Below are 24734 nucleotides of genomic sequence, written 5' to 3'. Positions count from 1 at the left end.
CGGGCGGGATCAGGCCGAAACGCGCGGGATGGTATCGTCGCTGCGCAAAGTGAAGATCTCGTAACCGGTATCGGTCACCAGCAGGGTGTGTTCCCACTGTGCCGACAGTTTGCGGTCCTTGGTAATGGCGGTCCAGCCATCGCCCAACACCTTGGTGTCGGCTTTGCCCTGGTTGATCATCGGCTCGATGGTGAAGGTCATGCCGGCTTTCAGTTCCATGCCGGTGCCGGCGCGGCCGTAGTGCAGGATCTGCGGCTCTTCGTGGAACACCTTGCCGATGCCATGGCCGCAGAACTCGCGAACCACCGAGAAGCCGTTCTTTTCCGCGTGCTTCTGGATCACTTCACCGATATCGCCCAGGCGGCAGCCGGGTTTGACCAGTTCGATGGCCTTGTACATGCATTCCTGAGTCACCTGGGACAGGCGCTCGGCCCAGACCGGCACGGTACCGACGTGGAACATGCGGCTGGTATCGCCGTGGTAACCGTCCTTGATCACGGTGACGTCGATGTTCAGCGTGTCGCCATCCTTCAACGGTTTCTCGTTCGGGATGCCGTGGCAGACCACGTGGTTGATCGAGGTGCAGATCGACTTCGGGAAGCCCTTGTAGTTGAGCGGCGCAGGGATGGCTTTCTGCTCATTGACGATATAGTCGTGGCAGATGCGGTCCAGCTCTTCGGTGGTGACACCCGGTTTGACATAATCGGCAATCATTTCCAGCACATCGGCGGCCAATTTGCCGGCGATCCGCATTTTTGCGATGTCCTCTGGGGTTTTGAGGGTGACGGTCATACAGGCTCTCTCTGCGCTCAATGGCGCCTTCTAAAACGAAATGGGCATTTCGCGAACAAACATCACGCCCTGAAAAACGCGATTCTACCAGACGATCAGCGCAAATCTGAGCCTCTGTGCATCGCTTCTCTTTATAGGATGGCGCATTCTGTGGGGATTCCAAGGTGGGGCTCCAAAGCATTCGCCAGGTTTTCAGAATCCGGGTTCCGTTTTTGCCTGCCCTATGGTATAAAATGCGCCGCTTTCCGGGGATACCCTGAAAAGCTTAAATCCACACACGTGTCGACACGATGACCTGGGTGCCTTCAGCTGATGCTGCTGGTTGGTCATTGGGATACGTGGAGGCCAAACCCGACTTATTAAGGAACTATCATGTCCCAAGTCAACATGCGCGATATGCTGAAGGCCGGTGTGCACTTCGGTCACCAAACCCGTTACTGGAACCCGAAAATGGGTAAATACATTTTCGGCGCGCGTAACAAGATCCACATCATCAACCTTGAAAAAACCCTGCCAATGTTCAACGAAGCTCTGACTTTCGTAGAGCGTCTGGCCCAGGGCAAAAACAAGATTCTGTTCGTCGGCACCAAGCGTTCCGCTGGCAAGATCGTTGCTGAAGAAGCAGCACGTTGCGGTTCGCCGTACGTCGATCACCGCTGGTTGGGCGGCATGCTGACCAACTTCAAAACCATCCGTGCTTCCATCAAGCGTCTGCGTGACCTTGAAGTGCAAGCCGAAGACGGTACTTTCGCCAAGCTGACCAAGAAAGAAGCGCTGATGCGCTCCCGTGACCTGGAAAAGCTGGATCGTTCCCTGGGTGGTATCAAGGACATGGGCGGTCTGCCAGACGCTCTGTTCGTTATCGACGTTGATCACGAGCGCATCGCGATCACCGAAGCCAACAAGCTGGGCATCCCGGTTATCGGCGTAGTCGATACCAACAGCAGCCCGGAAGGCGTTGACTACATCATCCCAGGCAACGATGACGCAATCCGCGCTATCCAGCTGTACATGGGTTCGATGGCTGACGCTGTTATCCGCGGTCGCAACCACGTTGCTGGCGGCACCGAGCAGTTCGTTGAAGAAGCTCCGGCAGCAGCAGCTGAGTAATTGACGCCCTGGCGTTGACTCAGTAAGCAAAAAGGGGGCTTGGCCCCCTTTTTGCCACCTCGAAAACCGTTTGTCGGCCCCGCACTTGCAGAGCTGTAACGTGCAGCGGCTTACAACGGTGGTTCGGGAAGAATTGATCGCCCGTTCGATCGGGTGGAATGGTTGAAAACCTATCCAAGAGGATTTTGAAATGGCAGAGATTACTGCAGCGTTGGTCAAAGAACTGCGCGAGCGTACTGGCGAAGGCATGATGGATTGCAAAAAGGCCTTGACCAAGGCTGGCGGCGACATCGAAAAAGCCATTGATGACATGCGTGCTTCGGGCGCCATCAAGGCTGCCAAGAAAGCAGGCAACGTGGCTGCTGAAGGCGCAATCGCTCTGAAGGAAGACGGTAAATCCGCCGTTCTGCTGGAAGTGAACTCGCAGACCGACTTCCTGGCCCTGCAGGACGACTTCAAGGAATTTGTTGCTGCAAGCGTTGAAAAAGCGTTCGCCGACAAACTGACTGACGTTGCTCCGCTGATCGAAGCTCAAGAAGCTGCTCGCCTGGTACTGGTCGGCAAGGTTGGCGAAAACGTCAACATCCGTCGTCTGACACGCGTTGAAGGTGACGTTGTCGGTGGCTACCTGCACGGCAACAAGATCGGTGTTGCAGTTGTTCTGAAAGGCGGCGACGTTGAGCTGGCCAAGGACATCGCTATGCACGTAGCGGCCACCAACCCTGAATTCCTGCTGCCATCGGAAGTTTCCGCTGAAGCGATCGAGCGCGAGAAAGGCGTGTTCCTGACGCTGAACGCTGACAAGATCGCCGGCAAGCCGGAAAACATCGTTGAAAATATGGTCAAAGGCCGTATCAGCAAGTTCCTGGCCGAAGCCAGCCTGGTTGAGCAGGCGTTCGTCAAGAACCCTGAAATCAAGGTCGGTGAACTGGCCAAGAAAGCCGGCGCTGAAATCGTTTCCTTCACCTACTTCAAAGTAGGCGAAGGCATCGAGAAGCCGGTAGACAACTTCGCTGAAGAAGTTGCTGCCCAGCTGGCTGCTGCCAAGTCGTAAGACAGTTTTTTAACTGTCGCCCTGAAGAGGCTGCCCGCTCACGCGCGCAGCCTCTTTTCAGATGGGTTACCAACTTTTATTTGGTTTCCATTTGGAACTGGCTTACAAAGTCATGTTCCGATGGCGCTGAAGCAGCGCCAAGCTAGAGTGAACGCCAGCTGTAAACAGCTCGCAAAGAATTTTTAAAATACGCCGCAGGAGAGATTCGCAATGGCTCAGCAGGGCAGTGGTTATCAGGCTCGCTATAAACGCATTCTACTCAAGCTTAGCGGCGAGGCCCTGATGGGCTCGGAAGAGTTCGGGATCGACCCCAAAGTTCTGGATCGCATGGCGCTGGAAGTTGGCCAACTGGTCGGCATCGGTGTTCAGGTCGGTCTGGTGATCGGTGGCGGCAACTTGTTCCGCGGTGCGGCGCTCAGCGCGGCCGGCATGGATCGGGTAACTGGCGACCACATGGGCATGCTGGCCACTGTGATGAACGCCCTGGCGATGCGCGATGCGCTGGAACGTGCCAATATCTCGGCCATCGTGATGTCGGCCATTTCCATGGTTGGCGTGACCGATCACTACGATCGCCGCAAAGCCATGCGTCACCTGAACGCCAAGGAAGTCGTGATTTTTGCGGCCGGTACCGGTAATCCGTTCTTTACCACGGATTCGGCAGCCTGCTTGCGTGCAATCGAAATCGACGCTGACGTCGTGCTCAAGGCAACCAAGGTCGATGGCGTTTACACGGCTGATCCATTCAAAGACCCGCATGCCGAGAAGTTCGATCATCTGACTTACGATGAAGTGCTGGATCGCAAGCTGGGTGTAATGGATTTGACGGCTATTTGCTTGTGTCGCGACCACAAGATGCCGTTGCGCGTATTTAACATGAACAAGCCCGGCGCCCTGCTGAACATCGTACATGGCGGCGCTGAAGGGACCCTGATCGAGGAAGGCCAACAATGATCAACGAAATCAAAAAAGACGCTCAAGAGCGCATGAAAAAATCCGTCGAATCGCTGGCGCACAACTTTGGCCGTATTCGTACCGGTCAGGCACACCCAAGCATTCTTGAAGGCGTGATGGTGCCGTATTACGGTTCCGACACTCCGATCAAGCAAGTGGCGAACATCACCGTTAAAGACGCCCGTACCCTGCAAGTGGTTGCCTTTGAGCGCAACATGCTCGGTGCTGTCGACAAGGCTATCGGTAGTGCTGGTCTGAACCTCAATCCGACCAACCTGGGTGAGTTGCTGCTGATCTCCATGCCGGCCCTGACCGAAGAAACCCGCAAGGGCTTCACCAAGCAGGCTCGCGATGTCGCCGAAGATGCCCGCGTTGCTGTACGGAACATCCGTCGTGATGCGAACAGCCAGCTCAAGGATCTGGTCAAGGAAAAGGAAATCAGCGAAGACGAAGAACGTCGCGCCACCGGCGAGATCGACGATCTGACCAAGAAGTTCGTAGCTGAAATCGACGCTAAGTTGGCGGAAAAAGAAAAAGACCTGATGGCCGTATAAGGGTCGAGTTTCAATGGATAAGACAAAGCAGACTGCGCCGTCCGCGGTGCCGCGCCATGTCGCGATCATCATGGATGGTAATAATCGTTGGGCGAAAAAACGCTTTATGCCGGGTGTCGCCGGGCATAAAGCGGGTGTGGATGCAGTACGTGCAGTGATCGAGGTGTGTGCCGAGGCCAAGGTTGAAGTACTGACCCTGTTCGCCTTCTCCAGCGAAAACTGGCAGCGCCCGGTCGATGAGGTCAGTGCCTTGATGGATTTATTCTTCAGGGCGTTGCGTCGCGAGGCCAAGCGCCTCAACGACAACAACATCAGTTTGCGCATCATTGGCGATCGTTCGCGTTTTCACCCGGAGCTTCAGGCCGCCATGCGCGAAGCCGAGGCAATGACCGTCGGCGCCAATCGCTTTATCTTGCAGATCGCCGCCAACTACGGCGGTCAGTGGGATATCGCGCAAGCCGCGCAGCGTCTGGCTCGCGAAGTTCAGGCCGGGCATCTGCGTCCGGAGGACATTACCCCTGAGCTTTTGCAAACCTGTCTGGCGACCGGTGATCTGCCGTTGCCGGACTTGTGCATCCGTACCGGTGGCGAGCATCGCATCAGCAACTTCCTGCTGTGGCAACTGGCCTACGCCGAGCTGTACTTCTCCGACCTGTTCTGGCCGGACTTCAAACACGACGCCATGCGCAACGCGCTGGCAGATTTCGCTTCTCGCCAGCGTCGCTTCGGTAAAACGAGCGAGCAGGTCGAGGCTGGAGCCCGGGTTTAATGCTTAAACAACGAATCATCACGGCGCTGATCCTGCTGCCGATTGCCCTGTGCGGGTTTTTCCTGCTTGAAGGGTCCGGTTTTGCGCTGTTCATCGGGCTGGTGGTAACGCTCGGCGCGTGGGAGTGGGCGCGCCTGGCGGGTTTTGCTGCTCAGTCGATTCGCGTTGCCTATGCGGCTGTGGTCGCGTTGGTGCTGTTTGTCATGCACGTCCTGCCGGGGCTCGCGCCTTGGGTGTTGGGCGCTGCAGTGCTCTGGTGGGGTGTGGCCACGTACCTGGTCTTGACCTATCCACAGTCCAGCGAACACTGGGCCAGTGCTGCCTGCAAACTGGTGATCGGTCTGTTGATTCTGTTACCGGCCTGGCAAGGTCTGATCCTGATCAAGCAGGAGCCCTTGGGCAATTGGCTGATCATGGCGGTGATGGTGCTGGTCTGGGGTGCCGATATCGGTGCGTACTTTTCCGGCCGGGCCTTCGGCAAGCGCAAGCTGGCGTCACAGGTCAGCCCAGGCAAGAGCTGGGAGGGCGTTTACGGCGGCTTGCTGGTGAGTCTGGTGATTACCGCCATCGTCGGTTTTGTGCGGGACTGGAGTTTCGCTCAACTGTTGATGGGCCTGTTCGGTGCTGCGGTAATCGTGTTCATTTCAGTGGTGGGCGACCTCACCGAAAGCATGTTCAAGCGCCAGTCGGGGATCAAGGACAGCAGTAATCTGCTGCCTGGCCACGGCGGCGTGCTGGACCGCATCGATAGTCTGACGGCGGCGATTCCGGTATTCGCCGTGCTGCTGTGGATGGCAGCATGAGCCGCCCACAACAGATTACCGTGCTGGGTGCGACCGGTTCGATTGGTCTGAGCACCCTCGACGTGATTGCCCGTCATCCCGAGCGTTATCAGGTTTTTGCCTTGAGCGGTTTCACTCGTTTGAGTGAGTTGCTGGCGCTGTGTGTGCGTCATGTGCCGCGCTTCGCCGTCGTGCCGGAATCTGGCGCTGCCTCAGGGTTGCAGGACGATTTGCGCGCTGCCGGTCTGCCGACCCGCGTTCTGGTGGGGGAGGAGGGCTTGTGTCAGGTCGCCTCCGATCCGGAAGTCGATGCGGTGATGGCGGCCATTGTCGGTGCGGCGGGCTTGCGTCCGACCCTGGCGGCGGTCGAAGCCGGCAAGAAGATTCTTCTGGCCAATAAAGAAGCGCTGGTGATGTCCGGTGCGCTGTTTATGCAGGCCGTGCGCAAAAGCGGTTCAGTGCTGTTGCCGATCGACAGCGAACACAACGCGATTTTTCAGTGCATGCCACAGGATTTCGCTCGTGGACTTGGCGCGGTCGGTGTGCGTCGGATTTTACTGACAGCCTCTGGCGGCCCGTTCCGGCAGACACCGATGGCCGAATTGGCGCATGTTTCCCCCGAGCAAGCGTGTGCGCACCCGAATTGGTCCATGGGGCGCAAGATTTCGGTGGATTCGGCCAGCATGATGAACAAAGGACTCGAGCTGATCGAGGCCTGCTGGCTGTTCGACGCCACGCCCTCCCAGGTCGAAGTGGTGATTCATCCGCAGAGCGTGATTCATTCGCTGGTCGACTACATCGATGGTTCGGTATTGGCGCAGTTGGGCAATCCGGACATGCGCACGCCAATCGCCAATGCCCTGGCCTGGCCAGAGAGAATCGACTCGGGTGTTGCGCCGCTGGACCTGTTCGCCATCGCTCGCCTGGATTTTCAGTCGCCAGATGAAGAGCGTTTCCCTTGCCTGCGCCTTGCACGTCAAGCCGCCGAGGCTGGCAACAGCGCACCGGCCATGCTCAATGCCGCGAATGAGGTAGCTGTGGCGGCGTTTCTCGACGGACGGGTTCGCTACCTGGAAATCGCGAGTATTATCGAGGAAGTGTTGAACCTCGAGCCTGTGGTTGCGGTAGATGATCTCGAGGCAGTGTTTACGGCTGATGCGAAAGCACGGGTACTGGCCGGGCAATGGTTGAGCCGTCACGGGCGATAAGTGCTGCAATACGTTGCCCCATGCAGCACCGATAGTTGCGGAGAAAATACATGAGCGCGCTCTATATGATTGTCGGCACCCTGGTAGCGCTGGGTGTGCTGGTTACCTTCCACGAATTCGGCCATTTCTGGGTCGCGCGTCGCTGTGGGGTCAAAGTGCTGCGTTTCTCCGTGGGCTTCGGTATGCCGCTGCTGCGCTGGCACGACAGCAAAGGCACTGAATTCGTGATTGCCGCCATCCCGCTGGGTGGCTACGTGAAAATGCTCGACGAGCGCGAAGGCGAGGTCCCGGCCGATCAGGTCGATCAATCGTTCAATCGCAAATCTGTCCGTCAGCGCATCGCCATCGTCGCCGCCGGCCCGATCGCCAACTTTCTATTGGCGATGGTGTTTTTCTGGGCGTTGGCAATGCTCGGCAGCGAGCAGGTGCGGCCGGTTATCGGAGCGGTCGAGTCCGGCAGTATTGCCTCCAAGGCAGGTTTGAGCCCGGGTCAGGAAATTATCGCCATCGATGGTGAGCCAACCTCCGGCTGGGCCGCGGTGAATCTGCAGCTGATCCGTCGTCTGGGTGAGAGCGGTTCCCTTCAATTGCTGGTCCGCGAGCAGGGCTCCACGGTGGACTCACCCCGTGAGCTGGTGCTGGACAAGTGGCTCAAGGGCGCTGAGGAGCCAGATCCGATTCGCTCGCTGGGTATTCGTCCCTGGCGTCCGGCGTTGCCTCCAGTCCTGGCCGAATTTGATCCGAAAGGGCCGGCGAAGGCTGCGGGCCTGAAGGCGGGTGACCGCTTGTTGGCCCTTGATGGCAAGGCGCTGGACGACTGGCAGCAAGTAGTCGACATCGTCCGTATGCATCCAGATACCAAAATCATGCTGCGCGTCGAGCGCGATGGTGCTCAAATCGACGTCCCTGTGACGTTAGCCGCTCGCGGCGAGAGCAAGTCGCCCAGTGGTTATCTGGGCGCCGGGGTGAAAGCGGTCGATTGGCCACCAGAGATGATTCGCGAAGTCAGTTATGGCCCGGTGGCTGCGATTGGCGAGGGTGCCCGACGCACCTGGACCATGAGCGTACTGACCCTCGATTCGCTCAAGAAAATGTTGTTCGGCGAGCTCTCGGTAAAAAACTTGAGTGGACCGATAACCATTGCTAAAGTGGCGGGCGCTTCTGCCCAGTCGGGCGTCGCTGATTTCCTGAATTTCCTTGCTTATCTGAGTATTAGCCTGGGGGTTCTGAATTTGCTGCCCATTCCTGTACTGGATGGGGGGCATTTGTTGTTTTATCTGATCGAGTGGGTGCGTGGTCGCCCCTTGTCGGATCGGGTGCAAGGTTGGGGGATACAGATCGGCATCAGTTTGGTTGTCGGGGTGATGTTGCTTGCTCTGGTCAATGATCTGGGTCGACTGTAACGCTTCGCTGAATTGCGAATCTGCCGCATTTTGCGGCAGTTTTTATTGCCAGTTGGAATAAGAAAGGACTTCATGAAACGTCTGCTGCTAACTGCGGTTCTCACCGTATTGATGATCGCCGAAGTTCACGCCGAGTCCTTCACTATCTCTGATATTCGCGTCAATGGCCTCCAGCGGGTCTCCGCGGGTAGTGTCTTTGGTGCCTTGCCGTTGAACGTCGGCGAACAGGCGGACGATCGTCGTCTGGTGGAATCCACTCGTGCATTGTTCAAAACCGGGTTCTTTCAAGATATCCAGCTGGGTCGCGATGGCAACGTCCTGGTCATTACTGTAGTCGAGCGTCCATCGGTCGCCAGTATCGAGATCGAAGGCAACAAGGCGATCTCCACTGAAGACCTGATGAAGGGCCTGAAACAATCCGGCCTGGCCGAAGGCGAGATTTTCCAGCGCGCCACCCTCGAAGGTGTGCGTAACGAGCTGCAGCGTCAATACGTCGCTCAGGGTCGCTACTCGGCGACAGTCGACACCGAAGTGGTGCCGCAGCCACGTAACCGTGTCGGGTTGAAGGTCAATATCAACGAAGGCACCGTTGCGGCTATCCAGCACATCAACGTGGTGGGTAACACTGTCTTCCCTGATGAAGACCTGATCGACCTGTTCGAACTCAAGACCAGCAACTGGCTGTCGTTCTTCAAGAACGATGACAAGTACGCCCGTGAAAAACTCTCCGGTGACCTGGAGCGTCTGCGTTCCTACTATCTGGATCGCGGCTATATCAATATGGATATCGCTTCGACCCAGGTGTCCATCACCCCGGACAAGAAACACGTCTATATCACCGTCAACGTCAACGAAGGCGAGAAGTACACCGTTCGTGACGTCAAGCTCAGCGGCGACCTGAAAGTGCCTGAAGACCAGGTCAAGTCCCTGCTGCTGGTTCAGAAAGGCCAGGTATTCTCGCGCAAGCTGATGACCACCACCTCCGAATTGATCACTCGTCGTCTGGGTAACGAGGGTTACACCTTCGCCAACGTCAACGGCGTGCCTCAGCCTCATGATGACGACCACACGGTCGACATCACCTTCGCTGTTGATCCGGGTAAACGTGCTTACGTGAATCGCATCAACTTCCGGGGCAACACCAAGTCCGAAGACGAAGTGCTGCGCCGTGAAATGCGTCAGATGGAAGGCGGTTGGGCTTCGACTTACCTGATCGATCAATCCAAGACCCGTCTGGAACGCCTGGGCTTCTTCAAGGAAGTCAACGTTGAAACACCGGCTGTGCCGGGTGTCGACGACCAGGTAGACGTGAACTATAGCGTTGAAGAACAGGCGTCCGGTTCGATTACCGCCAGCGTCGGTTTCGCCCAGAGTGCCGGCCTGATCCTCGGTGGCTCGATCACCCAGAACAACTTCCTCGGTACCGGTAACCGAGTCAGCGTCGGCTTGACTCGCAGCGAATACCAGAGCCGTTATAACTTCGGTTATGTCGACCCCTACTGGACTGCTGACGGTGTGAGCCTGGGTTACAACGCGTTTTACCGCACCACCGACTACGACGAGCTCGACGTCGACGTGGCCAGCTATGCCGTAGACAGTCTGGGTGCGGGCGTGAGCGTCGGTTACCCGATCAGCGAGACTTCGCGTCTGACCTTCGGCCTGACCGCGCAACAGGACGAGATCAAGACTGGCCGATACACCGTTGACGAGATTTTCGACTTCGTTGAACGCGAGGGTGACAACTACCTGAACTTCAAGGCTTCGGCCGGTTGGTCCGAGTCCACGCTGAACAAAGGTGTATTGGCGACCCGTGGTCGTTCCCAGAGCCTGACTCTGGAAGCCACCACCCCTGGCAGTGACCTGTCGTTCTTCAAACTCGATTACCGTGGCCAGTTATTCCAGCCGTTGTCTGAGAACTACACCATGCGCCTGCACACTGAGCTGGGTTATGGCGACGGTTACGGTTCGACCGATGGCTTGCCGTTCTATGAAAACTACTATGCTGGTGGTTTCAACTCGGTTCGTGGCTTCAAGGACAGCACTCTGGGGCCTCGTAGTACACCAAGCCAAGGCACTAACCCGGGGACGCTCAAAGATCCAGACCAGGATCCACTGCCATTTGGTGGTAACGTTCTGATCCAGGGCGGTGTAGAGGTTCTGTTCCCTCTACCATTCGTCAAGGATCAGCGCTCCCTGCGTACTTCGGTATTCTGGGATGTGGGTAACGTGTTCGACTCGACGTGCAAAGAGACGAGGAACGCTGACGGTTCGAAGTCCAATACGCAGTGCAACGACATTAGCCTGAGCAACATGGCCAGTTCTGTTGGTATCGGCGTGACATGGGTTACCGCGCTCGGTCCTTTGAGCTTCGCACTGGCGATGCCGGTCAAGAAACCGGATGACGCTGAAACTCAAGTGTTCCAATTCTCCCTCGGCCAGACGTTCTAAGCGTCTGACCCAAGATAACGACAATGGATTTTGTAGGAGTGCATCGTGCGTAAGTTGACTCAATTGGTTCTCCTGGCGACCGTACTGGTAGCAGGTCCGGCTTTTGCCGACATGAAAATCGCCGTTCTGAACTATCAGATGGCACTGCTGGAATCCGACGCGGCGAAAAAATACGCCGTGGATGCCGAGAAGAAGTTCGGCCCGCAACTGACCAAGCTCAAAAGCCTGGAAAGCAGCGCCAAGGGTATCCAGGACCGTCTGATGGCCGGTGGCGACAAAATGCAACAAGGCGAGCGTGAGCGTCTGGAGCTCGAATTCAAGCAAAAGGCCCGTGATTTCCAGTTCCAGTCCAAGGAACTGAACGAAGCCAAGGCCGTTGCCGACCGTGAAATGCTGAAACAGCTCAAGCCGAAACTGGACAGCGCTGTGGAAGAAGTCATCAAGAAAGGTGCTTTTGACCTGGTCTTCGAGCGTGGCGCAGTGATTGATGTCAAACCGCAGTACGACATCACTCGCCAGGTTATCGAGCGCATGAATCAGCTGAAGTAACCCATGACAGCGACTATAAAGCTCGGCCAGTTGGCCGAGTTCCTCGGCGCCACCTTACGTGGCGACCCGAAGAAAGAAATTACTGGGCTAGCCACTTTGCAAGAGGCTGGCCCAGCTCAGTTGAGCTTTCTGGCAAATCCTCAATACCGTAAATACCTGGCTGGCAGTCAGGCCGCAGCTGTATTGCTGAAGGCCGCTGACGCTGAAGGTTTTACCGGTGATGCACTGGTGGTGCCGGATCCGTATCTGGCCTACGCGCGCGTTTCCCACCTGTTCGATCCAAAGCCCAAGGCGCCTGCCGGTATTCATCCGACAGCGGTGGTGGCGGCGGATGCAGTGGTCGATCCGGCGGCGAGCATCGGTGCTTTTGCGGTGATCGAAAGTGCAGCGCGTATTGGCGCAGATGTGACCGTTGGGGCTCATTGCTTCATCGGTGCGCGCAGCGAAATCGGCGAGGGCGGCTGGTTGGCTCCGCGCGTCACGCTGTATCACGACGTGCGCATCGGTAAACGGGTGGTGATTCAGTCCGGTGCCGTGCTCGGCGGTGAAGGCTTCGGTTTTGCCAACGAGAAAGGTGTCTGGCAGAAAATCGCCCAGATCGGCGGCGTCTCGATCGGCGATGACGTGGAAATAGGCGTAAATACCGCTATCGATCGTGGCGCGCTGGCCGATACCGTTATCGGCAATGGTGTGAAGCTCGACAATCAGATTCAGATTGCCCACAACGTTCAGGTCGGTGACCACACCGCCATGGCCGCCTGTGTAGGGATTTCCGGCAGCACCAAAATCGGCAAGCATTGCATGCTCGCCGGTGGCGTAGGGCTGGTGGGGCATATCGAGATTTGCGACAACGTTTTCCTGACCGGGATGACCATGGTGACCCACTCGATTACCGAGCCGGGTTCCTATTCTTCCGGTACGGCGATGCAACCGGCAGCCGAATGGCGCAAAAGCGCGGCACGTATCCGTCAGCTCGATGACATCGCGCGACGTCTGCGACAGCTGGAAAAGCGTGTAGGGGACGTGACCCCTGACGGTAATGCTTCATCAGATGGCTGATACCATTTCCATATCAAGTGTGCACAGCCGTTAGACTGCCTCCTTGATTTGCTAGAGGAGTGCGCGTCAGTCGCGCGCTCCCAATCTTTACATAGGCTTCCCCCCGAAATGATGGACATCAACGAGATTCGCGAATACCTGCCTCACCGTTACCCGTTCCTGCTGGTGGATCGGGTCGTGGATCTGGATGTGGAAGGCAAGCGCATTCGCGCCTACAAGAATGTCAGCATCAACGAACCGTTCTTCAATGGTCATTTCCCTGCGCATCCAATCATGCCGGGCGTATTGATCATCGAAGCGATGGCTCAGGCTGCCGGGATCCTTGGTTTCAAAATGCTCGACGTGAAGCCTGCCGACGGCACGCTTTATTACTTCGTCGGCTCCGACAAGCTGCGCTTCCGCCAGCCCGTACTGCCAGGCGATCAGCTGATCCTGGAAGCCAAGTTCCTGAGCTGCAAGCGTCAGATCTGGAAGTTCGAGTGCCAGGCTTCGGTCGATGGCAAGCCAGTCTGCTCCGCTGAAATCATCTGCGCGGAACGCAAACTATGAGTTTGATTGACCCTCGCGCAATCATCGATCCGACGGCCGTTCTGGCCGACGACGTCGAAGTCGGCCCTTGGTCGATCATCGGCGCAGGTGTGGAAATCGGCGAGGGGACAGTGATCGGGCCGCATGTGATTCTCAAAGGCCCGACCCGAATCGGTAAGCATAATCGTATCTACCAGTTTTCTTCGGTAGGCGAGGACACGCCCGATCTGAAATACAAGGGCGAAGAAACCCGTCTGGTCATCGGTGACCACAACGTCATCCGCGAAGGCGTGACGATTCACCGCGGGACCGTTCAGGACCGTTCGGAAACGACCCTGGGCGATCACAACCTGATCATGGCCTATGCTCACATCGGTCACGACAGCGTCATCGGCAATCACTGCATTCTGGTCAACAACACAGCGTTGGCGGGCCATGTGCACGTCGAAGACTGGGCGATACTGTCCGGTTTTACCCTGGTTCACCAGTATTGTCACATTGGCGCCCACAGCTTTTCCGGCATGGGCACGGCCATTGGCAAGGACGTTCCAGCCTATGTCACGGTATTCGGCAATCCGGCCGAAGCCCGCAGCATGAATTTCGAAGGCATGCGCCGTCGCGGTTTCAGCGAAGATGCGATCCACGCGCTGCGTCGTGCCTACAAGGTGGTTTACCGCCAGGGTCTGACAGTCGAACAAGCGCTCGCCGAGCTGGCCGAACCCTCGCTTCAGTTCCCGGAAGTCGCGGTGTTCCGTGACTCCATCCAGTCTTCGACCCGCGGCATCACCCGTTAACCATGGCCAATTTGCGTATTGCGCTGGTGGCGGGAGAGGCTTCCGGTGACATTCTGGGTGCGGGCCTCATGCGTGCGCTCAAGGCTCGGCATCCGGCGGTCGAGTTCATCGGTGTCGGCGGTCCGCTGATGCAAGCCGAAGGCCTGACCTCGTATTTCCCGATGGAACGTCTTTCTGTGATGGGCCTGGTGGAAGTGCTGGGCCGGTTGCGCGAGTTGCTCAAGCGTCGCAAGAAACTGGTCGCGGACCTGGTCGCCGAGAAGCCGGACGTGTTCATCGGTATCGACGCTCCGGATTTCAACCTCAATATCGAACTCAAGCTGCGTCAGGCCGGAATCAAGACCGTGCATTACGTCAGCCCGTCGGTCTGGGCCTGGCGGCAGAAGCGGGTGCTGAAGATTCGCGAAGGTTGCGACCTGATGCTGACGCTGTTCCCGTTCGAAGCTAAATTTTATGAAGAGAAGGGCGTGCCAGTGCGGTTTGTCGGGCATTCCCTGGCCGATGCGATTCCGCTTGAGGCTGATCGCGCTGCAGCGCGGACCGAACTTGGCTTGCCGGACGGGCCGCTGGTCGCCCTGATGCCGGGCAGCCGTGGCGGTGAGGTCGGGCGCCTTGGTGCGCTGTTCCTCGACACCGCCCAGCGCTTGCGCGCCATGCGTCCGGGCGTACAGTTCGTCATGCCATGCGCGAGCCCGCAGCGCCGGGCCCAGCTTGAAGAGCTGCTGGCCGGTCGCGATCTGCCGCTGACCTTGCTCGACGGCAAATCCCATCTGGCCCTGGCGGCTTGTGACGCCGTATTGATCGCTTCGGGCACGGCTACGCTGGAAGCATTGTTGTACAAGCGGCCGATGGTGGTCGCTTATCGCTTGGCACCGCTGACGTTCTGGATTCTCAAACGGATGGTGAAGAGTCCCTACGTCTCGTTGCCGAATCTGCTGGCCCAGCGCCTGCTGGTGCCGGAGTTGTTGCAGGACGATGCGACAGTCGAGGCCTTGGCCCAGACCCTGTCGCCACTGATCGAAGGTGGTCAGGAGCAGACCCGAGGCTTTGACGAAATCCACCGAACCCTGCGCTTGGACGCCTCCAATCAGGCAGCGGATGCGGTACTGAACCTGATTGGCAGAGCATAATGAGCAAAGCAAGTAAGCAGCTGGGCCTGGATTTTATGCTAGTCGATGAAGTTGTAGATCTGGTGGCAGGTGTCGATGAAGTCGGTCGCGGCCCACTGTGTGGTGCGGTGGTGACGGCGGCGGTGATCCTCGATCCGAGCCGCCCCATCCTGGGCCTCAACGATTCGAAGAAGCTCACCGAAGCTCGCCGTGAAGCGCTTTACGACGAAATCTGCGAAAAAGCCCTGAGCTGGTATGTCGCCCGGGCTGAAGTAGAAGAAATCGACGAGCTGAACATACTTCACGCCACCATGTTGGCCATGCAACGTGCCGTCGAGGGGCTGCACATTCAGCCGAAACTGGCGATGATCGACGGTAACCGTTGCCCGAAACTCTCGATGCGTGCGGAAGCGGTGATCCAGGGTGACGGCAAGGTGCCTGCCATTGCTGCGGCATCGATTCTGGCCAAGGTCAGCCGTGATCGAGAAATGGCCGCGTTCGAATTGATTTATCCGGGTTACGGGATCGGTAGCCACAAAGGCTACGCGACGCCCGTTCATCTGGAAGCGCTGATACGCCTTGGTCCTACGCCGATCCACCGCCGTTCGTTTGCTCCAGTACGGGAGGCTTACGAAGCGCTGGAAAACCTGATCGGTAGTTAGTCGCAGGCTGATGTTTTACTCAAGGCCCGGTACAATCCGGGCCTTGTTGTCTTTACGTTTCTAGTTTCTAGACAGGATCACTATGCCGGCTTCATTCGTTCACCTACGCCTGCACACTGAATATTCCCTGGTCGACGGTCTGGTGCGGATCAAGCCGCTGGTCAAGACCCTGGTCGGCATGAACATGCCTGCCGTGGCGGTCACTGACCAGAACAACATGTGTTCCCTGGTCAAATTCTATAAAGCTGCCATGGGTGCGGGGATCAAGCCGATCTGCGGCGCCGACCTGTGGCTGTCGAACAAGGATCCGGACAACGCCTTGAGCCGGATCAGCCTGCTGGCGATGAACGCCGTGGGTTATCGCAACCTCACCGAACTGATCTCTCGTGGCTTCATCGATGGCCAGCGCAATGGCTCGATCATCATCGAGCGTGAGTGGGTGGCCGAAGCCAGCGAAGGCTTGATCATGCTGTCGGCGGCGAAAGAGGGCGAGATCGGCCTGGCCATGCTCAGCGGCAACCCGGACGAAGCCGAAACCCTGGCGCGCGAGTGGATGGCGGTGTTCCCGGATCGCTTCTATCTGGAAGTCCAGCGCACCAGCCGCCCCAATGACGAAGAGCAACTGCACGGCGCCGTGGCCCTGGCGGCGAAGATCGGCGCGCCGCTGGTGGCGACCAATGACGTGCGCTTCATCAAGCAGGAAGACTTCGAAGCCCACGAAACCCGCGTGTGCATCGGTGAAGGTCGCGCCCTCGACGATCCGCGGCGTTCGAAGAATTACAGTGATCAGCAATACCTCAAAAGCGCCGAGGAAATGGCCGAGCTGTTCAGTGACCTGCCCGAGGCGCTGGAAAACACCGTCGAGATTGCCAAGCGCTGCAACATCGACGTGAAATTGGGCAAGCACTTCCTGCCCAACTTCCCGATTCCCGATGGCATGACCATCGATGAGTACTTCCGCAAGGTGTCCTTCGACGGTCTGGAAGAGCGCCTCACCGTTCTGCTGCCCAAGGACACCACCGAAGACTACGAAGCCAAGCGCCAGGTCTACGTCGACCGGTTGAATTTCGAGCTGGATATCATCATCCAGATGGGCTTCCCCGGTTACTTCCTGATCGTGATGGACTTCATCCAGTGGGCCAAGAGCAACGGCGTGCCGGTCGGTCCGGGTCGTGGATCGGGTGCCGGGTCGCTGGTGGCCTACGTGCAAAAGATCACCGACCTCGACCCGCTGGAATATGACCTGCTGTTCGAACGATTCCTCAACCCGGAACGGGTTTCCATGCCCGACTTCGACGTCGACTTCTGCATGGACGGCCGTGATCGGGTGATCGAATACGTGGCCGAGAAATACGGTCGCAACGCGGTCAGCCAGATCATCACCTTCGGTTCCATGGCGGCGAAAGCGGTGGTCCGAGACGTGGCGCGAGTGCAGGGCAAGTCCTACGGCTTGGCGGATCGTCTGTCGAAGATGATTCCATTCGAAGTCGGCATGACCCTGGAAAAAGCCTACGAGCAGGAAGAAATCCTGCGCGACTTCATCAAGGTCGATGAAGAGGCTGCGGAAATCTGGGAGATGGCGCGCAAGCTTGAAGGCGTTGTGCGTAACGTCGGCAAGCACGCCGGTGGTGTGGTGATCGCGCCGACCAAGCTGACCGACTTCTCGCCGATCTATTGCGACGAAGCGGGCGATGGCCTGGTAACCCAGTTCGACAAGGACGACGTCGAGGCTGCCGGTCTGGTGAAGTTCGACTTCCTCGGTCTGCGGACCCTGACGATCATCGACTGGGCACTGAAAACCATCAACCGCGACCGCGCCAAGGTCAATGAGCCGCCGCTGGATATCGCCTTTATCCCGCTGGACGACAAACCGACTTACACGTTGCTGCAAAAAGCCGAAACCACCGCGGTGTTCCAGCTCGAGTCGCGCGGCATGAAAGAGCTGATCAAAAAGCTCAAGCCCGACTGCCTGGAAGACTTGATCGCACTGGTGGCCCTGTTCCGTCCGGGCCCGCTGCAATCGGGCATGGTGGACGACTTCATCAACCGTAAGCACGGTCGCGCCGAACTCGCCTACCCGCACTCGGATTACCAGTACGAAGGCCTCAAGCCCGTCCTGGCGCCGACTTACGGCATCATCCTGTATCAGGAACAGGTGATGCAGATTGCCCAGGTCATGGCCGGTTACACCCTTGGTGGTGCGGACATGCTGCGTCGCGCCATGGGTAAGAAAAAACCCGAAGAAATGGCCAAGCAGCGTGGCGGTTTCATTGAAGGTTGCGCCACCAACAATATCGACGCCGACCTGGCCGGTAACATCTTCGACCTGGTAGAGAAGTTCGCCGGTTACGGCTTCAACAAATCCCACTCCGCCGCCTACGGCCTGGTGTCGTACCAGACCGCGTGGCTGAAAGCCCACTACCCGGCGCCGTTCATGGCCGCGGTACTGTCAGCGGATATGCACAACACCGACAAGGTCGTGACCTTGATCGAAGAAGTGCGGACCATGAAGCTGCGCCTCGACGCACCGGATGTGAACACCTCTGAGTTCAAGTTCACGGTGAATGACGAAGGCCGGATCATTTACGGACTGGGCGCGATCAAGGGTGTTGGCGAGGGGCCGGTCGAAGCGATCACCGAGGCGCGCCAGGAAGGCCCGTTCAAGGATCTCTTTGATTTCTGCGCCCGGGTCGATCTCAAGCGCATCAACAAGCGCACCCTCGACGGTTTGATTCGCAGCGGCGCGCTGGATCGTCTGGGTCCGTACTTCCACGATGAGCCGAAAGCCTATCAAGCCAATATCGACCGTAACCGAGCGGTCTTGCTGACGGCGATGGAAGAAGCGATCAAGGCTGCCGAACAGACCGCTCGCACCCACGACAGTGGGCATGCCGATCTGTTTGGCGGTCTGTTCGTTGAAGAAGACGCCGATGTCTACGTCAATCATCGCAAGGCCAAGGAACTGACCCTCAAGGAACGCCTGAAAGGGGAGAAAGATACCCTGGGCCTGTATCTGACCGGTCACCCGATCGACGAGTACGAAGGCGAGATCCGTCGCTTCGCCCGTCAGCGCATCATCGACCTGAAGCCGGCTCGCGATACCCAGACAGTCGCGGGCATGATCATCGCCCTGCGAGTGATGAAGAACAAAAAAGGCGACAAGATGGGTTTCATCACCCTCGACGACCGCTCCGGGCGGATCGAAGCCTCGCTGTTTGCCGACGCCTTCCATTCCGCACAGTCGCTGTTGCAGACCGACGCGATGGTGGTGGTCGAAGGCGAAGTCAGCAATGACGACTTCTCTGGCGGCCTGCGGCTGCGGGTCAAGCGTGTCATGAGCATGGAAGATGCGCGCACCAACCTGGCCGAAAGCCTGCGCCTGAAGTTGCACACCAAGGATTTGAAAGGTGATCAGCTACGCTGGCTGGGTGAGCTGTTCAAGCGCCACCGCGGCGCGTGCCCGATCACCATGGAGTACACCAGTCCCGATGCGAAGGCCTTGTTGCAGTTCGGCGAGACCTGGCGGATCGACCCGGCGGATGCCTTGATTCAAGCCCTGCGTGACCAGTTCGGGCGAGACAACGTCTTCCTCCAATACCGTTAATGGTCAGGGTGCATTCTTTGCCATTAAGAGCGGTGCCCTGAGCTAGACCAGAATTTTTAATCTCGACCTGAACGCGCCTGTCCCTTAAGGTAGGGCGCGAATAGACAACCGGCCGGCCCAAGCTTTCTTGGACGTCGACCCAAGCGGACGCCTATGAACCCGAACTTTCTTGATTTCGAACAGCCGATCGCCGACCTGCAAGCCAAGATCGAAGAACTGCGCTTGGTCGGTAATGACAATTCGCTGAATATCGGCGATGAGATCTCCCGCCTGCAGGACAAGAGCAGTACGCTGACCGAAGACATCTTCGGCAAGCTGACCAGCTGGCAGATCGCTCGCCTGGCGCGTCACCCGAAACGTCCGTATACCCTGGACTATATCGAACACATCTTCACCGAGTTCGACGAACTGCACGGCGACCGTCACTTCTCCGACGATGCTGCTATCGTGGGTGGTGTTGCCCGTCTGGACGACAAGCCGGTGATGATCATCGGTCACCAGAAAGGCCGCGAAGTGCGCGAGAAGGTTCGCCGCAACTTCGGCATGCCGCGTCCGGAAGGCTACCGCAAGGCGTGCCGCCTGATGGAAATGGCCGAGCGTTTCAAAATGCCGATCCTGACCTTCATCGACACTCCGGGTGCTTACCCGGGCATCGACGCCGAAGAGCGCAACCAGAGCGAAGCGATTGCCTGGAACCTGCGCGTTATGGCGCGCCTGAAAACCCCAATCATCGCCACCGTGATCGGTGAGGGTGGTTCCGGTGGTGCACTGGCGATCGGTGTCTGCGATCAGTTGAACATGCTGCAGTACTCGACCTACGCGGTGATTTCGCCGGAAGGTTGCGCCTCGATTCTGTGGAAAACCGCCGAGAAAGCCCCGGATGCCGCTGAAGCCATGGGCATCACTGCCGAGCGTCTGAAGGGCCTGGGCATTGTCGATAAAGTGATCGGCGAGCCGTTGGGCGGCGCTCATCGTGATCCGGCCGCTGCCGCTGCCTCGATCCGCGCGGAGCTGAGCTCGCAACTGGCGATGCTGAAGAAGTTCGACAACGACGCGCTGCTGGCCCGCCGTTACGAGCGTCTGATGAGCTACGGTCTCTGATCGACCGCGCTTTATCCATGTAGGAGCGAGCTTGCTCGCGAAAGCGGAATAGCAGTCAACTGATGTGTTGAATGTTGAACTGCCTTCGCGAGCAAGCTCGCTCCTACAGTTGATTTGCGTACAGTGATCGATATGAGTAAGTCCACGATTGATTTGCCTACCATTCTCCTGCGCAACCTTACGCCGTGGCGCACCGCCACAACCTGGCGCATCGCGTTCTCCGGTGGTCTCGACTCCACCGTCCTGCTGCACCTTCTCGCGCACCTTGCGAAAACCCAATCCCTGCCGGCGCTGACCGCCATCCATGTCCACCACGGCCTTCAGGCTGCGGCTGATGCGTGGCCGGAACATTGTCAGTCGGTCTGTGATGCGTTGGGCGTGCCGCTAGAGGTTGTGCGCGTTCAGGTTGAGCCTGGCGCCAGCCTTGAGCGCGCGGCGCGGGATGCGCGTTATGGCGCCTTCATCGTGGCGATTCACGCCGGTGAAGTGCTGCTCACTGGCCAACACCGTGACGATCAGGCAGAAACCCTGTTGTTTCGGCTGATGCGTGGGGCAGGAGTGAGAGGGTTGTCGGGGATGCCAAGCGAGCGTCCTTTGGGCCGGGGGCATCTGTTGCGGCCATTGCTAGATGTCACTCGCGCCGAGCTTGAGGCCTACGCGACTGAATATCAGTTGAGCTGGATCGAGGATCCGTCGAACCAGGATCGCCAGTTCTCGCGCAATTATCTGCGTCATCAGGTGTTCCCGGTGTTGACCCAGCGCTGGCCGCAAGCAATGGCGACCATGGCACGCAGCGCTGCGCATCTGAGCGAAGCACAAGGACTGCTCGACGAATTGGCGCAAATCGATCTGGCCCACGCGACCACGGTCAGCGATTTCGATTGGCTGGGTTTGCCGTCGCTGGAGCTAGCACCACTGGAAATATTGTCTGATGCACGCCAGCGCAACGCGCTAAGTCATTGGCTTAAACCGCTGACGTCTTTACCGGACAGTGACCATTGGTCGGGTTGGGAAAATTTGCGCGATGCGACCGGCGATGCGTGTCCGGTCTGGCGGCTGGCGGCGGGTGAATTGCATCGCGCGGGTGGGCGTCTCTGGTGGTTGTCGGGTGGCTGGCTGCGCACTCCGCCGTCGCCGGTATCTTGGGCTGAACCCTCGGTATCGCTGGCGTTGCCGGATAATGGCGTACTCACGCTCACCGGTCAGATCCCCGTTGGCCCGCTGCAGATCCGCTATCGTGAGGGAGGCGAGGTCATGAACCTGCCCGATCGCGGCCACCGTGACTTGAAGCGTTTGCTCAACGAAAGCGGCGTACCGCGCTTCGCCCGTGGCAGATTGCCGCTGGTCTATAGAGGCCAGCAATTGCTGGCAGTGGCGAACCTGCGGGGGCTAAATGGCGGTGAGCAAGGTGGCTGGTATTTGCATTGGCAGCCGCAGGTCGAAGATCAAGGTTTGAGCTGAAAGGGGCTTTCCGGTAGACTACGCTCCCTTCTTGATACAACTTCTGTGGATTCGCCTGAATCGCAGGAGTTGCCGATTACCAAGCAGTCTTTGCTGGGCGATTCCAAAAAATGTGTAGCGAGCAACCTATCGGTGTTTCATCTACCGGTCTGTCCCAACGCGGCGGTTTTTTTGAAAGGTGCACTGTGATTAATGCAGGTGATCGGGGGCTTCGGCCTTCCTTCGCTTTCCCCGGCGGCTCGGACCGCTTTAACGCAGACTTCTAGGGTTTTTCATGACGCGCTACATATTCGTCACGGGCGGTGTTGTTTCTTCATTGGGGAAAGGCATTGCATCGGCTTCATTGGCGGCCATCCTGGAGGCGCGGGGACTTAAGGTCACCATGCTGAAGCTGGACCCGTACATCAACGTTGACCCGGGCACCATGAGCCCGTTCCAGCACGGTGAAGTGTTCGTCACCCACGACGGCGCCGAGACCGACCTGGACCTGGGCCACTACGAGCGGTTCATCCGCACGACCATGACCCAGAACAACAACTTCACCACCGGCCGTGTCTACGAACACGTCCTGCGCAAAGAGCGCCGTGGTGATTACCTGGGCGCAACCATTCAGGTGATCCCGCACATCACCGACGAAATCAAGCGCCGGATCATCAAGGGCGCCGGCGATGCCGACGTGGCCATGGTCGAGATCGGTGGCACCGTGGGTGACATCGAATCGCAACCGTTCCTCGAAGCGATCCGTCAATTGCGTTTCGAAGTCGGTGCCAAGCGCGCGATGCTTATGCACTTGACGCTGGTGCCGTACATCGCCACTGCCGGCGAAACCAAAACCAAACCGACTCAGCACTCGGTCAAGGAACTGCGTTCCATTGGCCTGCAACCAGACGTGCTGGTGTGCCGTTCCGATCACCCGATCGACATCTCTTCGCGTCGCAAGATCGCGCAGTTCACCAACGTTGAAGAACGTGCAGTGATCGCGCTGGAAGACGCCGACACCATCTACAAGATCCCGGGCATTCTGCACTCCCAGGGCCTGGATGATTTCGTCGTCGAGCGTTTCGGCCTGCAATGCGACAGCGCCGATCTGTCCGAGTGGGAAGCGGTGGTTGATGCCAAGCTCAACCCGGAGCACGAAGTCACCATCGCGATGGTCGGCAAATACATGGAGCTGCTGGACGCCTACAAGTCGCTGATCGAAGCGATGAGTCACGCCGGCATCAGCAACCGCACCAAGGTCAACCTGCGCTACATCGATTCCGAAGACATCGAGAACCAGGGCACTGCGCTGCTGGAAGGCGTCGACGCGATTCTGGTACCGGGCGGCTTTGGTCTGCGTGGCGTTGAAGGCAAGATCACTGCCGTTCAATACGCTCGCGAAAACAAGGTTCCATACCTGGGTATCTGCCTGGGCATGCAAGTGGCGGTGATCGAGTTCGCTCGTAACGTCATGGGCTGGAAAGACGCCAACTCCACCGAGTTCGATCGCACCAGCGGTCACCCGGTCGTGGGTCTGATCACCGAGTGGGAAGATGCCACCGGTGCAGTCGAAACCCGTACCGAAACTTCCGATCTGGGCGGCACCATGCGCCTTGGTGCTCAGGATTGCCTGCTTGAGCCAGGTTCCCTGGTGCACGATTGCTACGCCAAGGACGTGATCGTCGAGCGTCACCGTCATCGCTACGAAGTGAACAACAATCTGCTGCCGCAAATTATCGAGGCCGGTCTGAAAATCTCCGGTCGTTCCGGTGATGGCGCGCTGGTTGAAGTGGTCGAAGCGCCGGATCATCCATGGTTCGTCGCTTGCCAGTTCCACCCTGAGTTCACCTCGACGCCACGCGACGGTCACCCGTTGTTCAGCGGTTTCGTCAAAGCCGCTTTGGCCCAACACCAGAAGAAGGCGTAAACCTGATGGCACAGAAAATCATCCGCGTAGGCAACATCGAGATCGCTAACGACAAGCCGATGGTGCTGTTCGGTGGCATGAACGTGCTGGAAAGCCGCGACATGGCGATGCAGGTCTGCGAAGAGTACGTAAAGGTCACCGAAAAACTCGGTATCCCTTACGTGTTCAAGGCCAGTTTCGACAAAGCCAACAGGTCTTCTGTGACCTCTTACCGTGGCCCCGGCCTGGAAGAGGGCATGCGGATTTTCCAGGACATCAAGCAAGCCTTCGGCGTGCCGATCATCACCGACGTCCACGAGCCTGATCAGGCCGCGGTCGTCGCTGAAGTCTGCGACATCATCCAGTTGCCGGCCTTCCTGTCGCGCCAGACCGACCTCGTGGTTGCGATGGCCAAGACCGGCGCGGTGATCAACATCAAGAAAGCCCAGTTCCTCGCACCTCAGGAAATGAAACACATCCTGAACAAATGCGTAGAAGCCGGTAACGATCAATTGATCCTCTGCGAGCGTGGTTCGAGCTTCGGCTACAACAACCTGGTGGTCGACATGCTCGGCTTCGGCGTCATGAAGCAGTTCGAATACCCGGTATTCTTCGACGTGACCCACGCGCTGCAAATGCCCGGCGGTCGTTCCGATTCCGCCGGTGGTCGTCGTGCCCAAGTAACTGATCTGGCCAAGGCCGGCATGAGTCAGTCGCTGGCCGGTCTGTTCCTCGAAGCGCATCCGGATCCGGACAATGCCAAATGCGATGGCCCTTGCGCCTTGCGTCTGGACAAACTGGAGCCTTTCCTGGCCCAGCTCAAAGCACTGGACGAACTGGTGAAGAGTTTTCCGACGGTAGAAACTGCGTAAACCTCATTTCTCCTGTGTAGGAGCTGGCTTGCCAGC

At 58.1% G+C, this 24734-nt stretch carries 21 protein-coding genes; 20 read left to right on the top strand and 1 reads right to left on the bottom strand.

Annotated elements, in window-relative coordinates; genetic code table 11:
• Window positions 1-9: 9 nt before the first annotated feature.
• Entirely contained in the window at window positions 10-792 is a 783-nt protein-coding gene (map, locus tag CKW20_RS18150) for a type I methionyl aminopeptidase (protein ID WP_018927020.1), read from the bottom strand.
• A gap of 372 nt (window positions 793-1164) precedes the next feature.
• Here map and rpsB point away from each other — a divergent pair, with 372 nt between their 5' ends.
• From rpsB to kdsA, 20 genes are all read left to right on the top strand, one after another.
• Window positions 1165-1902 (top strand): 30S ribosomal protein S2, encoded by a 738-nt coding sequence (rpsB, locus tag CKW20_RS18145; RefSeq protein ID WP_008028964.1) that lies wholly within the window; start codon window positions 1165-1167, stop codon window positions 1900-1902.
• Window positions 1903-2092: 190 nt separating this feature from the next.
• A complete protein-coding gene (gene tsf, locus CKW20_RS18140; RefSeq protein WP_095054163.1) occupies window positions 2093-2956 on the top strand; it encodes a translation elongation factor Ts in 864 nt (287 codons plus the stop codon).
• A 210-nt stretch (window positions 2957-3166) separates the two neighbouring features.
• The gene (pyrH, locus tag CKW20_RS18135) at window positions 3167-3910 is read left to right on the top strand and encodes a UMP kinase (protein ID WP_003172271.1); all 744 of its coding nucleotides are present in this window, start codon (window positions 3167-3169) and stop codon (window positions 3908-3910) included.
• A complete protein-coding gene (gene frr / locus CKW20_RS18130) occupies window positions 3907-4464 on the top strand; it encodes a ribosome recycling factor (protein WP_095054162.1) in 558 nt (185 codons plus the stop codon). Before pyrH ends, frr begins: the two co-directional genes overlap by 4 nt.
• Before the next feature lie 13 nt (window positions 4465-4477).
• Entirely contained in the window at window positions 4478-5233 is a 756-nt protein-coding gene (gene uppS, locus CKW20_RS18125; protein ID WP_095054161.1) for a polyprenyl diphosphate synthase, read from the top strand.
• Entirely contained in the window at window positions 5233-6036 is an 804-nt protein-coding gene (locus CKW20_RS18120) for a phosphatidate cytidylyltransferase (protein WP_095054160.1), read from the top strand. Before uppS ends, CKW20_RS18120 begins: the two co-directional genes overlap by 1 nt.
• Complete coding sequence (gene ispC / locus CKW20_RS18115) at window positions 6033-7223, top strand: 1-deoxy-D-xylulose-5-phosphate reductoisomerase (protein WP_095054159.1); 1191 nt, start codon at window positions 6033-6035, stop codon at window positions 7221-7223. The genes CKW20_RS18120 and ispC overlap by 4 nt, the downstream gene beginning before the upstream one ends.
• A 50-nt stretch (window positions 7224-7273) precedes the next feature.
• Window positions 7274-8626, top strand: a complete 1353-nt coding sequence (gene rseP / locus CKW20_RS18110; RefSeq protein ID WP_095054158.1) for a sigma E protease regulator RseP — start codon at window positions 7274-7276, stop codon at window positions 8624-8626.
• 72 nt (window positions 8627-8698) lie between these two features.
• Window positions 8699-11074, top strand: coding sequence for an outer membrane protein assembly factor BamA (gene bamA, locus CKW20_RS18105; protein WP_095054157.1), 2376 nt, complete (start codon window positions 8699-8701; stop codon window positions 11072-11074).
• 45 nt (window positions 11075-11119) lie between these two features.
• Complete coding sequence (locus CKW20_RS18100) at window positions 11120-11623, top strand: OmpH family outer membrane protein (RefSeq protein ID WP_007907155.1); 504 nt, start codon at window positions 11120-11122, stop codon at window positions 11621-11623.
• 3 nt (window positions 11624-11626) lie between these two features.
• The gene (gene lpxD / locus CKW20_RS18095) at window positions 11627-12682 is read left to right on the top strand and encodes a UDP-3-O-(3-hydroxymyristoyl)glucosamine N-acyltransferase (protein ID WP_095054156.1); all 1056 of its coding nucleotides are present in this window, start codon (window positions 11627-11629) and stop codon (window positions 12680-12682) included.
• Window positions 12683-12790: 108 nt separating this feature from the next.
• Entirely contained in the window at window positions 12791-13231 is a 441-nt protein-coding gene (gene fabZ, locus CKW20_RS18090; protein ID WP_007907157.1) for a 3-hydroxyacyl-ACP dehydratase FabZ, read from the top strand.
• On the top strand, window positions 13228-14004 hold the full coding sequence (gene lpxA / locus CKW20_RS18085; RefSeq protein ID WP_095054155.1) for an acyl-ACP--UDP-N-acetylglucosamine O-acyltransferase: 777 nt from the start codon (window positions 13228-13230) through the stop codon (window positions 14002-14004). Before fabZ ends, lpxA begins: the two co-directional genes overlap by 4 nt.
• Before the next feature lie 2 nt (window positions 14005-14006).
• Window positions 14007-15134 carry a lipid-A-disaccharide synthase gene (gene lpxB / locus CKW20_RS18080; RefSeq protein WP_095054154.1) on the top strand — a complete coding sequence of 376 codons (1128 nt, stop codon included), beginning with the start codon at window positions 14007-14009 and terminating at the stop codon, window positions 15132-15134.
• Complete coding sequence (gene rnhB, locus CKW20_RS18075) at window positions 15134-15775, top strand: ribonuclease HII (RefSeq protein ID WP_095054153.1); 642 nt, start codon at window positions 15134-15136, stop codon at window positions 15773-15775. The genes lpxB and rnhB overlap by 1 nt, the downstream gene beginning before the upstream one ends.
• A gap of 82 nt (window positions 15776-15857) precedes the next feature.
• On the top strand, window positions 15858-19379 hold the full coding sequence (gene dnaE / locus CKW20_RS18070; protein ID WP_095054152.1) for a DNA polymerase III subunit alpha: 3522 nt from the start codon (window positions 15858-15860) through the stop codon (window positions 19377-19379).
• A 153-nt stretch (window positions 19380-19532) separates the two neighbouring features.
• A complete protein-coding gene (locus CKW20_RS18065; protein ID WP_095054151.1) occupies window positions 19533-20480 on the top strand; it encodes an acetyl-CoA carboxylase carboxyltransferase subunit alpha in 948 nt (315 codons plus the stop codon).
• A gap of 132 nt (window positions 20481-20612) precedes the next feature.
• Window positions 20613-21941 carry a tRNA lysidine(34) synthetase TilS gene (gene tilS, locus CKW20_RS18060; RefSeq protein ID WP_095054150.1) on the top strand — a complete coding sequence of 443 codons (1329 nt, stop codon included), beginning with the start codon at window positions 20613-20615 and terminating at the stop codon, window positions 21939-21941.
• A gap of 274 nt (window positions 21942-22215) precedes the next feature.
• Window positions 22216-23847, top strand: coding sequence for a CTP synthase (locus tag CKW20_RS18055; protein WP_030127979.1), 1632 nt, complete (start codon window positions 22216-22218; stop codon window positions 23845-23847).
• 5 nt (window positions 23848-23852) lie between these two features.
• Complete coding sequence (gene kdsA, locus CKW20_RS18050) at window positions 23853-24698, top strand: 3-deoxy-8-phosphooctulonate synthase (RefSeq protein WP_095054149.1); 846 nt, start codon at window positions 23853-23855, stop codon at window positions 24696-24698.
• Window positions 24699-24734 lie beyond the last annotated feature (36 nt).

Origin of the sequence: Pseudomonas sp. Irchel s3b2, assembly GCF_900187445.1 — a bacterium.
GTDB lineage: Bacteria > Pseudomonadota > Gammaproteobacteria > Pseudomonadales > Pseudomonadaceae > Aquipseudomonas.
This window is presented reverse-complemented; position numbering and strand designations above follow the sequence as displayed.

Bases quoted from the DNA above. Each gene is read 5' to 3' on its own strand.
- map (WP_018927020.1), bottom strand. From the start codon at position 792: ATGACCGTCACCCTCAAAACCCCAGAGGACATCGCAAAAATGCGGATC.
- rpsB (WP_008028964.1), top strand. From the start codon at position 1,165: ATGTCCCAAGTCAACATGCGCGATATGCTGAAGGCCGGTGTGCACTTC.
- tsf (WP_095054163.1), top strand. From the start codon at position 2,093: ATGGCAGAGATTACTGCAGCGTTGGTCAAAGAACTGCGCGAGCGTACT.
- pyrH (WP_003172271.1), top strand. From the start codon at position 3,167: ATGGCTCAGCAGGGCAGTGGTTATCAGGCTCGCTATAAACGCATTCTA.
- frr (WP_095054162.1), top strand. From the start codon at position 3,907: ATGATCAACGAAATCAAAAAAGACGCTCAAGAGCGCATGAAAAAATCC.
- uppS (WP_095054161.1), top strand. From the start codon at position 4,478: ATGGATAAGACAAAGCAGACTGCGCCGTCCGCGGTGCCGCGCCATGTC.
- CKW20_RS18120 (WP_095054160.1), top strand. From the start codon at position 5,233: ATGCTTAAACAACGAATCATCACGGCGCTGATCCTGCTGCCGATTGCC.
- ispC (WP_095054159.1), top strand. From the start codon at position 6,033: ATGAGCCGCCCACAACAGATTACCGTGCTGGGTGCGACCGGTTCGATT.
- rseP (WP_095054158.1), top strand. From the start codon at position 7,274: ATGAGCGCGCTCTATATGATTGTCGGCACCCTGGTAGCGCTGGGTGTG.
- bamA (WP_095054157.1), top strand. From the start codon at position 8,699: ATGAAACGTCTGCTGCTAACTGCGGTTCTCACCGTATTGATGATCGCC.
- lpxD (WP_095054156.1), top strand. From the start codon at position 11,627: ATGACAGCGACTATAAAGCTCGGCCAGTTGGCCGAGTTCCTCGGCGCC.
- fabZ (WP_007907157.1), top strand. From the start codon at position 12,791: ATGATGGACATCAACGAGATTCGCGAATACCTGCCTCACCGTTACCCG.
- lpxA (WP_095054155.1), top strand. From the start codon at position 13,228: ATGAGTTTGATTGACCCTCGCGCAATCATCGATCCGACGGCCGTTCTG.
- lpxB (WP_095054154.1), top strand. From the start codon at position 14,007: ATGGCCAATTTGCGTATTGCGCTGGTGGCGGGAGAGGCTTCCGGTGAC.
- rnhB (WP_095054153.1), top strand. From the start codon at position 15,134: ATGAGCAAAGCAAGTAAGCAGCTGGGCCTGGATTTTATGCTAGTCGAT.
- dnaE (WP_095054152.1), top strand. From the start codon at position 15,858: ATGCCGGCTTCATTCGTTCACCTACGCCTGCACACTGAATATTCCCTG.
- CKW20_RS18065 (WP_095054151.1), top strand. From the start codon at position 19,533: ATGAACCCGAACTTTCTTGATTTCGAACAGCCGATCGCCGACCTGCAA.
- tilS (WP_095054150.1), top strand. From the start codon at position 20,613: ATGAGTAAGTCCACGATTGATTTGCCTACCATTCTCCTGCGCAACCTT.
- CKW20_RS18055 (WP_030127979.1), top strand. From the start codon at position 22,216: ATGACGCGCTACATATTCGTCACGGGCGGTGTTGTTTCTTCATTGGGG.
- kdsA (WP_095054149.1), top strand. From the start codon at position 23,853: ATGGCACAGAAAATCATCCGCGTAGGCAACATCGAGATCGCTAACGAC.